Source organism: Novosphingobium aerophilum (assembly GCF_014230305.1).
Lineage (GTDB): Bacteria > Pseudomonadota > Alphaproteobacteria > Sphingomonadales > Sphingomonadaceae > Novosphingobium > Novosphingobium aerophilum.
Genome location: NZ_JACLAU010000061.1, coordinates 1 through 10,870 on the forward strand (window position 1 = coordinate 1; position 10,870 = coordinate 10,870).

The 10,870-nt window shown below is 59.1% G+C and carries 13 protein-coding genes and 1 pseudogene; 9 read left to right on the forward strand and 5 right to left on the reverse strand.

Going from position 1 to position 10,870, the window contains the following annotated elements; genetic code table 11:
• Nucleotides 1-121: 121 nt before the first annotated feature.
• Nucleotides 122-1,066 (reverse strand): endonuclease domain-containing protein, encoded by a 945-nt coding sequence (locus tag H7F49_RS18125; protein ID WP_185684974.1) that lies wholly within the window; start codon nt 1,064-1,066, stop codon nt 122-124.
• A 113-nt stretch (nt 1,067-1,179) separates the two neighbouring features.
• On the opposite strand from H7F49_RS18125, the gene H7F49_RS18130 reads away from it, so the two are divergent.
• The 4 genes from H7F49_RS18130 to H7F49_RS18145 all read left to right on the forward strand — a co-directional run bounded on the left by H7F49_RS18130 (nt 1,180) and on the right by H7F49_RS18145 (nt 3,807).
• Complete coding sequence (locus H7F49_RS18130; protein WP_185684975.1) at nt 1,180-1,656, forward strand: hypothetical protein; 477 nt, start codon at nt 1,180-1,182, stop codon at nt 1,654-1,656.
• Nucleotides 1,657-1,659: 3 nt separating this feature from the next.
• Nucleotides 1,660-2,121, forward strand: a complete 462-nt coding sequence (locus tag H7F49_RS18135; protein ID WP_185684976.1) for a DUF6998 domain-containing protein — start codon at nt 1,660-1,662, stop codon at nt 2,119-2,121.
• On the forward strand, nt 2,108-3,184 hold the full coding sequence (locus H7F49_RS18140) for a DUF4268 domain-containing protein (RefSeq protein WP_185684977.1): 1,077 nt from the start codon (nt 2,108-2,110) through the stop codon (nt 3,182-3,184). Before H7F49_RS18135 ends, H7F49_RS18140 begins: the two co-directional genes overlap by 14 nt.
• A 68-nt stretch (nt 3,185-3,252) precedes the next feature.
• Nucleotides 3,253-3,807, forward strand: a complete 555-nt coding sequence (locus H7F49_RS18145; protein WP_185684978.1) for a hypothetical protein — start codon at nt 3,253-3,255, stop codon at nt 3,805-3,807.
• Between the two features lie 22 nt (nt 3,808-3,829).
• Here H7F49_RS18145 and H7F49_RS18150 read toward each other — a convergent pair whose 3' ends face one another.
• Together H7F49_RS18150 and H7F49_RS18155 are read right to left on the reverse strand one after the other, a co-directional pair.
• Entirely contained in the window at nt 3,830-5,755 is a 1,926-nt protein-coding gene (locus tag H7F49_RS18150; protein ID WP_185684979.1) for a DUF2779 domain-containing protein, read from the reverse strand.
• Nucleotides 5,756-5,784: 29 nt separating this feature from the next.
• Nucleotides 5,785-6,240 (reverse strand): hypothetical protein, encoded by a 456-nt coding sequence (locus H7F49_RS18155; protein ID WP_185684980.1) that lies wholly within the window; start codon nt 6,238-6,240, stop codon nt 5,785-5,787.
• Nucleotides 6,241-6,737: 497 nt separating this feature from the next.
• Between H7F49_RS18155 and H7F49_RS18160 the strand changes: the two genes are divergently transcribed.
• The 3 genes from H7F49_RS18160 to H7F49_RS18165 all read left to right on the forward strand — a co-directional run bounded on the left by H7F49_RS18160 (nt 6,738) and on the right by H7F49_RS18165 (nt 8,867).
• Nucleotides 6,738-7,397, forward strand: coding sequence for a hypothetical protein (locus tag H7F49_RS18160; protein ID WP_185684981.1), 660 nt, complete (start codon nt 6,738-6,740; stop codon nt 7,395-7,397).
• Nucleotides 7,394-7,834, forward strand: coding sequence for a hypothetical protein (locus H7F49_RS19380; protein ID WP_214647901.1), 441 nt, complete (start codon nt 7,394-7,396; stop codon nt 7,832-7,834). Before H7F49_RS18160 ends, H7F49_RS19380 begins: the two co-directional genes overlap by 4 nt.
• 556 nt (nt 7,835-8,390) lie before the next feature.
• Entirely contained in the window at nt 8,391-8,867 is a 477-nt protein-coding gene (locus H7F49_RS18165) for a helix-turn-helix domain-containing protein (RefSeq protein ID WP_185684982.1), read from the forward strand.
• Here H7F49_RS18165 and H7F49_RS18170 read toward each other — a convergent pair.
• Both H7F49_RS18170 and H7F49_RS18175 read right to left on the reverse strand, forming a co-directional pair.
• Nucleotides 8,864-9,337 (reverse strand): hypothetical protein, encoded by a 474-nt coding sequence (locus H7F49_RS18170; RefSeq protein WP_185684983.1) that lies wholly within the window; start codon nt 9,335-9,337, stop codon nt 8,864-8,866. The genes H7F49_RS18165 and H7F49_RS18170 overlap by 4 nt on opposite strands.
• Nucleotides 9,334-9,792, reverse strand: a complete 459-nt coding sequence (locus tag H7F49_RS18175; protein ID WP_185684984.1) for a hypothetical protein — start codon at nt 9,790-9,792, stop codon at nt 9,334-9,336. The genes H7F49_RS18170 and H7F49_RS18175 overlap by 4 nt, the downstream gene beginning before the upstream one ends.
• A gap of 71 nt (nt 9,793-9,863) precedes the next feature.
• Between H7F49_RS18175 and H7F49_RS18180 the strand changes: the two genes are divergently transcribed.
• The gene (locus tag H7F49_RS18180; protein ID WP_185684985.1) at nt 9,864-10,082 is read left to right on the forward strand and encodes a helix-turn-helix domain-containing protein; all 219 of its coding nucleotides are present in this window, start codon (nt 9,864-9,866) and stop codon (nt 10,080-10,082) included.
• 306 nt (nt 10,083-10,388) lie between these two features.
• Nucleotides 10,389-10,799 (forward strand): annotated as a pseudogene (locus tag H7F49_RS18185) (tyrosine-type recombinase/integrase); the annotation flags it as partial.
• Between the last annotated feature and the right edge of the window lie 71 nt (nt 10,800-10,870).

Here is a 10,870-nt window from a genome sequence, read left to right on the forward strand (position 1 = left end):
CGCGACAATCAGGACGACCGATAAACCTTGCCAGCGACAATCAGAATGGCCACAAACTGTCGCGCCGCGACAATCAACTTCTCATCCTGATCGTCGCGCTCTTCTCACCCAGATCGTCGCGCTACAGGGTGATTCGGCGTTGAGCGGCGAGGAAGTGAGCCCGTTCTTCAGCGACTAGGGAATAGGCGGCCTGGATGGCCAAGTGATACTCGGGATTGTGATGGGGCAGGGGAGCGGCAGGAAAAGCCTTCACTTCTATGGTGCGCGACGCCGCCTGTGATGTGGGACTTTGATGGAGCACGTCGGCGAGGAAGGCCTCGGCTTCATCGAAAAGCCTCCTAGCCTCTTCGTCCAACTCAGCCAACTGGTCCTCCGTTTCCAATTGCATTTGCGCGGTGCAGATTGCCGCCTCCACAACCTGACGTTCCGCGCCTGCCGCTGCTTTCGCGTCACGCACAGCCGTTTCTACGACAAGGGTTTTCTGCAAAGTCGTGGTCATTTCGGAGAGACCCTCACCGATCGCTGAAGCCGTCTCCGCGAGCCGTTGCCAACCGGTCTTCTTGACCGGAACAGGCACGGCACGCCTACCCTTTCGCAGAGCCGCCTGGACACGCTCGACAGCCTCGCTCGGATGATTGAACACGATTTTGGCGGGGATTCGCAGGACCGTGTAGCCAAGACTTTCCAAGTACTCGTCACGCACCTTGTCCCGGGCGATTGCTTCCGGCGAAGAATGCCAAGCGGCGCCGTCGATCTCGATCACCAGCCACTTGTTGGCGAGAAAATCGACCCGGTACCGCCCTTCCTCGACCTGAAAATCAAGCTGTACGCCTGCCCCGATGAGTGAGCCGTCGTCCGGCTTGAGGTCGCAGGCCTGTATCATAGCTCGCAGAAAAGCGGTTTCGGCGGGAGACTCGCAGTGTTCTTCGATCAACTTCACCCAGTCCGGGTCACTTGGCACGGCCCGCGTTTCCTGGCGAAATCGAGGAGCGGGCCGGTTTGGATCGGGCTGTGGAATGAAGTGCCAAACGATGAAGGCACCAACGAGAAGCAGGACGATCCACATGGGCAAACATTCCGCAAAGTTCAGCAGCACGCCGAAAGCTTCGTCGGATTATCAGACCACTACTTACGATGAGGTAACGAGTCTCTGTGATGGTGCCCAAAACAGGAGGCACTATGCGGCGAATCTTTATCTCAGTAGCCATTTTTGCGTGTGCAGGCTCGGTCTCTGCGCAAGTCCCCAATCGGATCGAGCTAGCCTGCGTCGGCGGCGGTGCCGCCAACCACGCCACGGTGTCGGGTTTCAACGCGTGGGGTAACGACGGCAGCGCGGCTGGTGGTCAGGTTTATGGCTCGCGCTCTGTTGGCTTTCAGGATCAGGTCAACATGTGGCTAGAAGGTAGCGAAGGGCGGATTCGCCTGCCACGCACTATGCTTCCGCCCATTCACGGCGGCGAGGATGGCTGGTTCAAGCTAAAATCGATCGTCATGAATGACCGAGAAATCACCGCCTCGGCTGCGGTGAACGTGATGAACAATCCCAAAGTCAGGATTGACCGCTACACCGGGGCAATCAGCATCTCTGGTAAGGCTGGTGACTTCACCGGTCAGTGCCGGAAGTATGACCCGGCTACCGAGCGCAGGGCATTTTGACGAATGATTGAGCCATCCCGACGGGTCGCGCTCCCTGCCCCCGTTGCAAAGATCTACGAAGCTGTCGAAGAGCTGTCCCGCCTTTACCCGGGCAGACCGTTCACACCGGATGGCCATCTCGTCGGGTCCATCGGCGAAGTCATCGCTGCGGAAGCACTCGGCCTGACTCTCTATCCTCCGTCTCAGCCGGGCCATGATGCTTTCGACGAGCACGGCGACATTCAGATCAAGATGACCGCAGGCAAGGCTATTTCGATGTACGCCACCTGTGATCGGCTCGTTGTTCTCCGGGTTGTGAATCCGCACGAGGCGGAAATCGTCTACGATGGCCCGGGTGCGATCGCTTGGGAAAGCGCCGGGCCCATCGCAAAGAATGGCCAACGCCGCATCAGCTTGTCGCGGCTCAAGACTGTGGCCCTGACATCGAATTTGAATGACGAGAGAGGCACCAATGCCGGTTTTTGAACTCCTCGATGGCAAACTGGCTGTGGCTAGCCCGACGCAGTTTGTCAGTGAGGGCCTGAAAGAGCGCCAGGACATTCAGCGGATGCTGCGCGACCAAATCGACGTACTGGGCGAAGACCTGTTTGTTCTCGCCGAGGAGTACGGCGGCTGGCTCGATAGCAACCGGCGGATCGATCTGCTTTGCATCGATAGCGACGCCAACCTCGTAGTGGTCGAGTTGAAGCGTGATGAAGCGGCCCACATGGAACTGCAGGCGCTACGTTATGCCGCCATGGTTGCGCGGATGACATTCGCCGAAGCGGTCGAGGCCCATGCAGACTTCCTTCGCCGCCGGGGAGCAGACGGACAAGGCGCCGAGTCTGCTGTTCTTTCTTTTCTGCAGTGGGGCGAGCCTCAGGAAGAGGATTTCGGACGCCAAGTCCGGATCGTGCTGGCCTGCGCCAACTTCGGCAAGGAGTTGACCACGGCCGTGCTCTGGCTGCGAGACCAAGGCATAGACATCAGCTGCGTTCGCCTAAGTCCTTATCGACTGAGCGATGGGCGAGTATTGCTCGACATCCAACAGATTATCCCCCTACCGGAAGCCACCGAGTTCCAGACCCAGATTGGCCTGAAACGTCAGGCCGAGCAGAAGTACCAGGCGGAACGGCACGAAATACGGTACGAGTTCTGGCAACAGTTGCTCACTTTGGCGGCCACCCGAACCAAGCTTCATGCCGGTCGCAGCCCGTCCAAGGACAACTGGATTTCAGCGAGCGCGGGACGGCCAGGGCTGCAGTTCGTCTATACAATCCGACAGAACGACAGCCAGGTCCACCTCTGGATCGAAGACAACGAGTCACTCTACCAAGCTTTGCTCGCCGACCGCGACGTGATCGAGGACGCGTTCGGATCGCCGTTGGTTTGGAAGCAGACGGATCAGCAGAAAGGCACCTACATCGCCGCCCGTGTCGAAGGGGGTTATCGATCTCCGCGCGAGGAATGGTCGACAGTTCAGCACGCCCTCGTCGAAGCCATGGTGCGGCTAGAGGCAACCTTGCGTCCGCGCATTGCAGCTCGCTAGCGTCAACCAGACACCTTCCAGCAGTAAAGCGTCAGGTCTTGCCGCCCCTTTTTTGAAGTGGTCTGCCGATGATTGACCTTCCCACGGTTGCCGAGATCCAACGCAAAGTTGCGGAAATGGCCTTTGGACGACCACTCGTCACCAACGTTCTACGCGGCCATGTGGTCGAAGCGATCGTCGCGGCGGCGCTGGAGCCCGAATGGGAGTGGTGTGCCGAGGACTACTCGAGTTGGGACTTCCAACGCGCCGACGGGCTCCGCCTGGAGGTCAAACAATCAGCCGCCAGGCAGAGTTGGGCCACCTCGGACAAGCCCTCTGCTTGTTCCTTTGACATTGCAGAGCGCAAAGGCCGCTGGGAAGGGGCCGTGTGGATCGAAGGAGCCGGCCGGGCAGCTCAGATCTACGTCCTTGCCCATCATCCGGTTGCCGACAGCAGCGCAGACCATCGCGACGCGGCGCAATGGCGCTTCTACGTGATCCCGACCGATCGCCTGCCAGCAACGCGAAGGCTATCGTTATCCGGCGCTAAAGCGCTCGCCGAGGGTGTAGGCTTTTCCTCGTTGGCAGATGCTGTGTCGCGCGTGACCGCCCAGCTTTCCCGTGCCGCCGGCAGCCCGACCTAGAGGCAACAAAGTAGTTCGCTGCCTAGCGCAAAGCCTCCTGCCAAGCCTCAACCACCATCGCCATAGCCAAGGTATCGAGCTCACAGTATCGCAGCAGCTTGGCTTTCAGCGAAGCCCGCGTCGCGTCATCCAGAGCCTCGTACTGCAGGCGGGCATAGGCCATCGTGGCTTGGCCACCAGCCGCAATGTCGAGGTCCTCGTCGGACGCTTCGATCTCGACCCACTCGCTGTCAGCTGCCTCGATGAGCTTCTTGTAGGGATCCTGCACCAGCCCGAGCTCGTCGGCCGACCACCAAGCCATCCCCTTGAAGTTCTTGCTCGGGATGCCGTTGGCCGCACCGTACAGCGGCTGGGCGTAGCGCTCTTTGAGGAAGGTTGAAGTTTCCAGCACCGCCGGGAGCACCTTCTTGATCGAGTTGCTGCCTTTGGTCGAAGGATGGAAGTAGCCCTTCTGCGCCAGCGCCTTCAGGTCGATCATCGCGCGCGCTCCGCCGGTAATGAGCGTCTGCAGGAACGCGATCAGGTCGTCCTTGTCGGCCGGCGCGTCGTCCCGGCTTTGCAGTTGCTGGAGAATGTGGACGAGGATCGTGTTCTCGTGGGCAGCCCAGCGGAAGACCGACCCTTCATTCTGACTGAGCGCTGCCTTGAGCGCACGGGCGAACTCGAAGTTCGGGAACGAGCCCGGCTCGGCCAGAAGGAACTCGCTTTCGTGGCGCAGCGACCCATCCGCCTCCATCACGTGGTGCGAAAACTGGAACGCCACGCTCTCGTAGGGGCGCATACCGCGGTGGAACGGCAGGGCCACCGTCGCTGTTTCGAAATCGATGAAGTTCAGCGGATAGATCCAGTTATCCATCTCACTGGCAAGATAGTCGTGGTCGAGGAAGAAGCCCGCGGCCTTGTGCTCGACGGGGAGGCCATCGATTTGGAGCCACTGGCGTTCGGAATTGCTCAGGCCGTGGGCGCCAGGGGTAAACTTAATGTCCTGCTGCGTGACCTCAGCCAGCCGCCGGACGCCCTGATCCATGAGCTTTTGCTTGCCGCGATAGTTCCACAGGTCGAGAATGGTGGGTTCGGTTAGCTCCCCGTCTGACCAGTTGTTCGCTTCCTTCCAGCATTCTGCATGGCCACTCTTCAGTCGGTCTCCGAAAGAAGCCTTGAACTCGCACTTGGCACACTGCGCTCCGATCGCGGCTGGTAGCGGCGTTTCCGCGGCATAGGCTTCAGCCCAGCGTTTCGCCGCTTCTGGCAGGCTAAACGTGCCGCCGGGGGCAGCTATGCCGTTGGCGTGAACGAGGGCGATGTAGGGCGCAGCGTTGAGCTCGAACAGTAAGGCTTCGGCCGGGGACAAAAGATCAGCCCTGGGGTCACAAATTACCTGCACACGAGGGCCGGACCGATCGATCTTGAAGAGCTGGTTCATCTGATCGAGACCGGCTTGCCGAGACTTGTCGGGAAAGAGCAGATAGCTCGTGACGCAGCTGTCCGGGAACGCCGAGCGAATGACGTAGTCCTGGAACGCGATGTCTTCGATGTAAGGCCGGGCCGCCGCCAGAAGTCCCTTTTTGCCTTCAATCTGCGGATTGGTGGGATCGAACGACTTGGATTTGACCTCGACTAGCTTGAGCGAAGCCCCCGACTTGACCAGCACGTCAGCGCGAACAAGCAGGTTGCCATAGGCAATCGCCGGCTCGAACAGCGTCACGGTATCCCGCTTCAGGAGCTCGGCGGTTTCCGCGAGAGCCTCGGCATTGCCTTTGTCTGTCACCTCGATCCCGCCCGGATAAAGACGCTTCGCCAGTTCACCGACCTGAAAGCCGCCGTCTGCCAGGGACTGCAGGAAAGTGTCGTCCTGCTTGGTATTCCTGTACTCGGGTTTGCCTGTGTAGGTGAGTTTTCGCGGGCACTCAGCGGCGAGCTTAAATCGGGATTTCGTTAGATAGCGCATCGCCCTGCCTGCTCCGTCTTGCGATTGCGTTAGCTGATCGGCTCAACTTTGTCGCCGGGAGCCAGGTAGATGCTCAATAGCGATCCGCTTCCGCGCTGGGTCGGCTGGAACCGAAAGTGAGCATGGGTCACAGCCTTCTCGCGAAGCATGCTTGGCAAGGCCCAGAAGGCATCGGACGGGATGTAGCCACCACAACCGCAACCGCGTTTGCTGAGGTTCATGTACATGAAAAAGGGTCGCTCCGCGGCTGGTGCATCCCGCGCTGGATCGAACGTGCGAGCATACAACAGGGTTATCCCGATAGGCTCGTGCAGGAAGCGACGATGCCGCTTGCTTATGTCCACGATCGTGCCTGTTAGCTCGATCGCTCCCTCGTCCTCAGCTTTGCTCCGCGGGTCGGCATCCTGGCTGAAGTAGTATGTGTGCTCAAAGCGCTCGATCTTGGCGGTGATCTCCTCCGGTGGTGGTTGCAGTTTTCGGGGCATCTCGTTCCTTCCCGCCTCTTGTTTACTAGCCTGGCAGACGGCTGCAGCCGAAGGTTACCTCGTTTTCGTGAGGCCGTTGACCCGCCACTGACAATCGTCAATTGGCGCCATCTGGGCGGACTGCGAACGGGCGTTATGTTAAAGGTCGGGTATGGGGCTTTCAACTTTGAGGTGCGCCCGCGCATTTTCCGGTTCTCTAGGCGAATGGATTTCCGAGATCTTCATGAGACAATGACAAGGAGCATGCAGACTGGTCAAACCACTGTTTTTAGTGTGATTGCCCGATGTGGGTTGCCACCAAAGTCTGCATCTAGCTGCAAATGTCGGGGGGATGGTATTTGAATTCGAATGTTTCCAAACGGCGCCGTGAAGTAGCGATACGTCTGCAACGTTCGCTCGGAGGGCAATTCATTGTCGTTGCTGCGCCTGATCACCCGCTCGTACTGCGATCAGTTGATGTGTTGATAGGAGGGCCGACAGGTCTAACTGCTGTCATGATGTCGACTGTCGAGGAACGTCGGCGTCCTGATTTATTTGAAGGCCGGCTAAAGCTCAACGCGATGGCATTGCCGTCGCACACCACTTTTGTGCGGATGGTAGAGGGCGATGAGACCTCTTGGTCGGAGAAAGATGCTTTTGAAGCCGAAATTGACTTTGCAGATCGCGCTGCCTTGCTTGACCTAGTCAATTTAGCAGCCCGCACGCCAGGCTTGCGCCGCAAAGATATTGGAGCACGGTACCAGGTTGAAGCAGAATCACGATTTGCCGAGACCTATCGATTGGCGCGTGTGCTACGGCGGGGAGCGAGGAAATTTTCTTTTGAAAATGAGGAAATTAGAGTGCGAGCACGGGTCAAAAGGGATGTGGTCAACGACATCGACAGTGCTTTTTTTGCTGCCACTCCAAACTCGACAGCTCTTTCGCGGCTAATGCTTGAGGGAGGCTCTCGCTGGTACACAATGCAGGATGGTGTGACGGTGCCGTCAAATGGTCCGGCCGGGGCTGCATTTCTGAATAAGTACCCAACTAGCTCAGGGGATCCGGACAAAGTTATGCGAGCAGCTGCCTTCGCTGGCTGGGTTCTTGCTCCGATCCATTCGGGTAAGAGCCTTGAGGAAATTGCCGATCTTGTCCAGCGCTACACGAGGCTCAAATGAGCGCCCGCAAGTCTCGACATCAACTTATGCAGGCCTTGGTTCGGGGGTCTACGATCTATCTAGGTGATCCAGATGTGGCTCACGTGGACACCGAGCTTGGTGAGCTAGGTCGTTGTCTCCGGTTACAGCCGCCGAAGCGGCAAAGGCTTCTGCAGGTGATGCATGCCAGTCGAGCGCTAGACACTTTGCTTTCGTCAATCTTAAAAAGCCATGGTGTCCAGCCAGCGCATGGCATTGGTAAGATGCTCCATCAACTCAAGGGGCTACCACCAGCGGCGCAAGGCTATCTTGACCATAAAACATCAACCGCTTTCGTTTCGGCAATTGCTCACAAACGGAATCGGTACGCTCATCGCGCAAATGCCTTCCCAACTTCAAATCAGGAGGTTGATCGATTAGTGGCCGAAATTCATGCGTGTATGGCGATGATTTTGTAATGGGCGTCAACCGGGTGCAGATTGCCAATCTCGAGTCCGGCGCCAAATCCGACTAGGTCGAAACGCTGCGCAAACTGGCAGAGGCCTTGCGGGGTCAGCCTTTAACGGTCTTGAATAGCGCCCAGCTTGGGCCAAACCGGCTTCAGACTGGTTGGACTTTCCTAGCGTGATCCATGTGAACGATCATAACTTGGTAACGCTGCCGCAACTGGGAAACTAGTCGGTTTGGCACTGGCGTGGTTTTGGCAATCCGCCCGCTCGCCTATATGCCATTTTCGTTGACATTCATGGCAATTAATAACCATATGGGTTAAATTCGTAATGATGGGGTCACGTGTTCGAGTCACGTAAGCGGCACCATATTTTTCAAAGACTTAGCGGAAAATTGAGGGCCTGATCGTCGGGAAATTTTCCCTCCAGGCATCAGATAGGCATCAGGCAGCACTATCGGCGGTCCAGCGGTGAATCGGCTAGGCAACAGCCTTTGGCCCGGCTCACCGGTCAGGGCATCCTGAGCTGCGCGGACGTACGTCCGTGCAACCAAGGAGCCCAGCCTATGCAACCCACCCTCCCGATCGTCAGCGCCTGGCCAGCCCTGCTGGGGACCGACACTGCCTGCCTCTACCTCTCGCTCGAACGGCGTCAGTTTGAACGGCTCGCGGAGCGGTGGCGGATCACCCCTGTCGATACCGGCGAGAACACCACCTTGTGGCGCCGAACCGATCTCGACGTGCTGATCAAGCGGCTTCCCGCCAGCGCCCTGTCACCAGTTGCCCAACCTGTGCCAACCGTGAAGCTGGACCGCGCGACCGTCGAACAGATTGTCGACGCCCTGGCCACACGTCTGGGGTCGCGGCATCCGGCAGCCACCCCGTTCACCCCGCAATTCCTGTCGATCCGCGACACCTGTTTGCGGCTGGGGCTGAGCCGTAGCACGATCAACCGGATGATCGCGGAGGGCAAACTAAGGGTGCGTCGGTTCGGGACCCGGACGCTGGTGACGGTGGAGAGCATCGAGGCAATGACAGGCTAACTCGTCCGATTGGATCTTTGGCCCGTCGATTTGATGGTAATGGCATCAGTGCCGCTAACCAGATCATCGTTCGATCCAACTTTCAATAGCCCCGAACGCGCGAGCCGGGTGGTAGCGGCCCAAGAGAGCCTGCTGATGACCGAGCCAGGGTCCTCCATGTCCGCTCCGTGCGCCACACCAGCCTCGATGCAGGCACGCGCCCATGCCTTCGCCGCCTCGTTGTCCGGGCTCAGCACCGAGCGGATCTCCTCGGCGAAGTCCACCTCAGCTGGCAGCCCCGCCGCCATACCCAATTCATCGGCATTGCGACGAAACCACCCCCGCCAATGATCAGTCTCGGTCTCGTCCAAGCCGTCGACAGCCGCCACCAGTGCGTCAGCCAGGTAATCGAGATAAATCCTGGAAGCGTCAGCTCCCGCTCGCTCAAGCGCCGACAGTCCGATCCAGAAGGGATAGACAACTTCGCTCACTCATCCTCCTCCTCGCCGTCGTACAGCCAGATGTCTGGCAGAGTACAATTCAGCGCGGCACGCTGAAGTTCTTCGGCAACTGCAGTCGCAAGTGCCTCCGGATAAAAGCCGTCGGGAGGATCACCCACGGTATCCAGCGGATCATCACCACAGTCCCAGCAGCAGTAGAACGTCAGCAACGTAGCCTCCGGTTTCGGAAGATCAGCAACCAGGCGGTCGATGATCGACGACGTTACGCCCGACCAAGCCATCTCAAGGGCACGAACAGGGCCGTTCTGCTGGTCATACGCATACTCTTCCCACACGCTGCCTAGGCCAAGGTCGTCTCCCATGATCCCGATTGCCGGCATCGCCTTCAGCTCATTGGCGGCAATGTCTGCCAACGCTTCGAAGCGTGCGGATGCAAACCGCGCGACCGTCTTGAGCAGCAGGTAGGCCTCGGGATCGCTATGCATGGACCGGCACCTTGAGTGTTACATACTATAGTTGATAAACCAGCTGGCAGCAGATTGCGATGGTCGATCGCATGGACATGCGTCGGCTCATCGGCCAGAATTTTGCCCGCATCAGGCAAGCTCGGGGATTGACGCAGGAGCAGGTGGCGGAGCGCTCAGGTTTCTCACAGCAGTACATCAGCGGCCTGGAGCGCGGACACCGCAATCCTACTGTGGTCACATTGTTTGAGCTGGCCCAAGCCTTAGGCGCGTCCCCGTTGGACCTGCTGCAGCAAGACCCGAACCGATAAGCTTTCTCTCCGCTTTTGATCTGCCCGGATCTGATCATGCCCCGTCCGACCTGTCGGAGAACGTAAGAGAACGTCGGGCGACGTCCCTGTAAATCGCTGGCCGTACGAGGCTCTCCCACCCTATCTGCGAACGTACCAGTCCCCCATTTCCTTAGCGGCCTGTTCCAGCAATTTGAGCGATAGCCCGATGTTACCACTGTCTCGTGCCTGATCGAACGCACGTTGCAGGCACCTCATCCGGTATCTGCCCGACTCTTGGAGAATATGCAGATGCGTGGGCTTGGGGAGCACACGCAGAAGGATTACAAGGGTCGCAAGGATCGCAATGCCATGCTCTCACCGCATCTGCTGGACCTGCTCCGGCAGTGGTGGCGCGAAGGCAAGCGGCGGGGGGTGATGCTGCCGCATGGCTGGCTGTTCCCCGGCCGCAGCGGCACGGACCCGATCTCGGCGCGCCAGTTGCACCGCGTGGTGCAGGAGGCAGCGGCGCGCGCCGAGATCCACAAGCGGGTAAGCCCCCATACCCTGCGTCACTCGTTCGCCACCCACCTGCTCGAGCAGGGTGTCGATATCCGCGTCATCCAGGTCCTGCTCGGACACGTGAACATCAACACGACCGGCATCTACGCCCAGGTCTCGAGCAAGACCATGCGGGCGGTGACCAGCCCGCTCGACCAGATTTTGGCCGTGATGGAGGGCAGAGCACCCCCGGGCTGAGCTGGTGCGCGCCTCACTCGAGGTCGCCGATATCTTCCGCAGCGCCGGGCCTGCCTATCGCGCAGCCCAGG

Bases quoted from the DNA above. Each gene is read 5' to 3' on its own strand.
- H7F49_RS18125 (WP_185684974.1), bottom strand. From the start codon at position 1,066: ATGTGGATCGTCCTGCTTCTCGTTGGTGCCTTCATCGTTTGGCACTTC.
- H7F49_RS18130 (WP_185684975.1), top strand. From the start codon at position 1,180: ATGCGGCGAATCTTTATCTCAGTAGCCATTTTTGCGTGTGCAGGCTCG.
- H7F49_RS18135 (WP_185684976.1), top strand. From the start codon at position 1,660: ATGATTGAGCCATCCCGACGGGTCGCGCTCCCTGCCCCCGTTGCAAAG.
- H7F49_RS18140 (WP_185684977.1), top strand. From the start codon at position 2,108: ATGCCGGTTTTTGAACTCCTCGATGGCAAACTGGCTGTGGCTAGCCCG.
- H7F49_RS18145 (WP_185684978.1), top strand. From the start codon at position 3,253: ATGATTGACCTTCCCACGGTTGCCGAGATCCAACGCAAAGTTGCGGAA.
- H7F49_RS18150 (WP_185684979.1), bottom strand. From the start codon at position 5,755: ATGCGCTATCTAACGAAATCCCGATTTAAGCTCGCCGCTGAGTGCCCG.
- H7F49_RS18155 (WP_185684980.1), bottom strand. From the start codon at position 6,240: ATGCCCCGAAAACTGCAACCACCACCGGAGGAGATCACCGCCAAGATC.
- H7F49_RS18160 (WP_185684981.1), top strand. From the start codon at position 6,738: ATGTCGACTGTCGAGGAACGTCGGCGTCCTGATTTATTTGAAGGCCGG.
- H7F49_RS19380 (WP_214647901.1), top strand. From the start codon at position 7,394: ATGAGCGCCCGCAAGTCTCGACATCAACTTATGCAGGCCTTGGTTCGG.
- H7F49_RS18165 (WP_185684982.1), top strand. From the start codon at position 8,391: ATGCAACCCACCCTCCCGATCGTCAGCGCCTGGCCAGCCCTGCTGGGG.
- H7F49_RS18175 (WP_185684984.1), bottom strand. From the start codon at position 9,792: ATGCATAGCGATCCCGAGGCCTACCTGCTGCTCAAGACGGTCGCGCGG.
- H7F49_RS18180 (WP_185684985.1), top strand. From the start codon at position 9,864: ATGGACATGCGTCGGCTCATCGGCCAGAATTTTGCCCGCATCAGGCAA.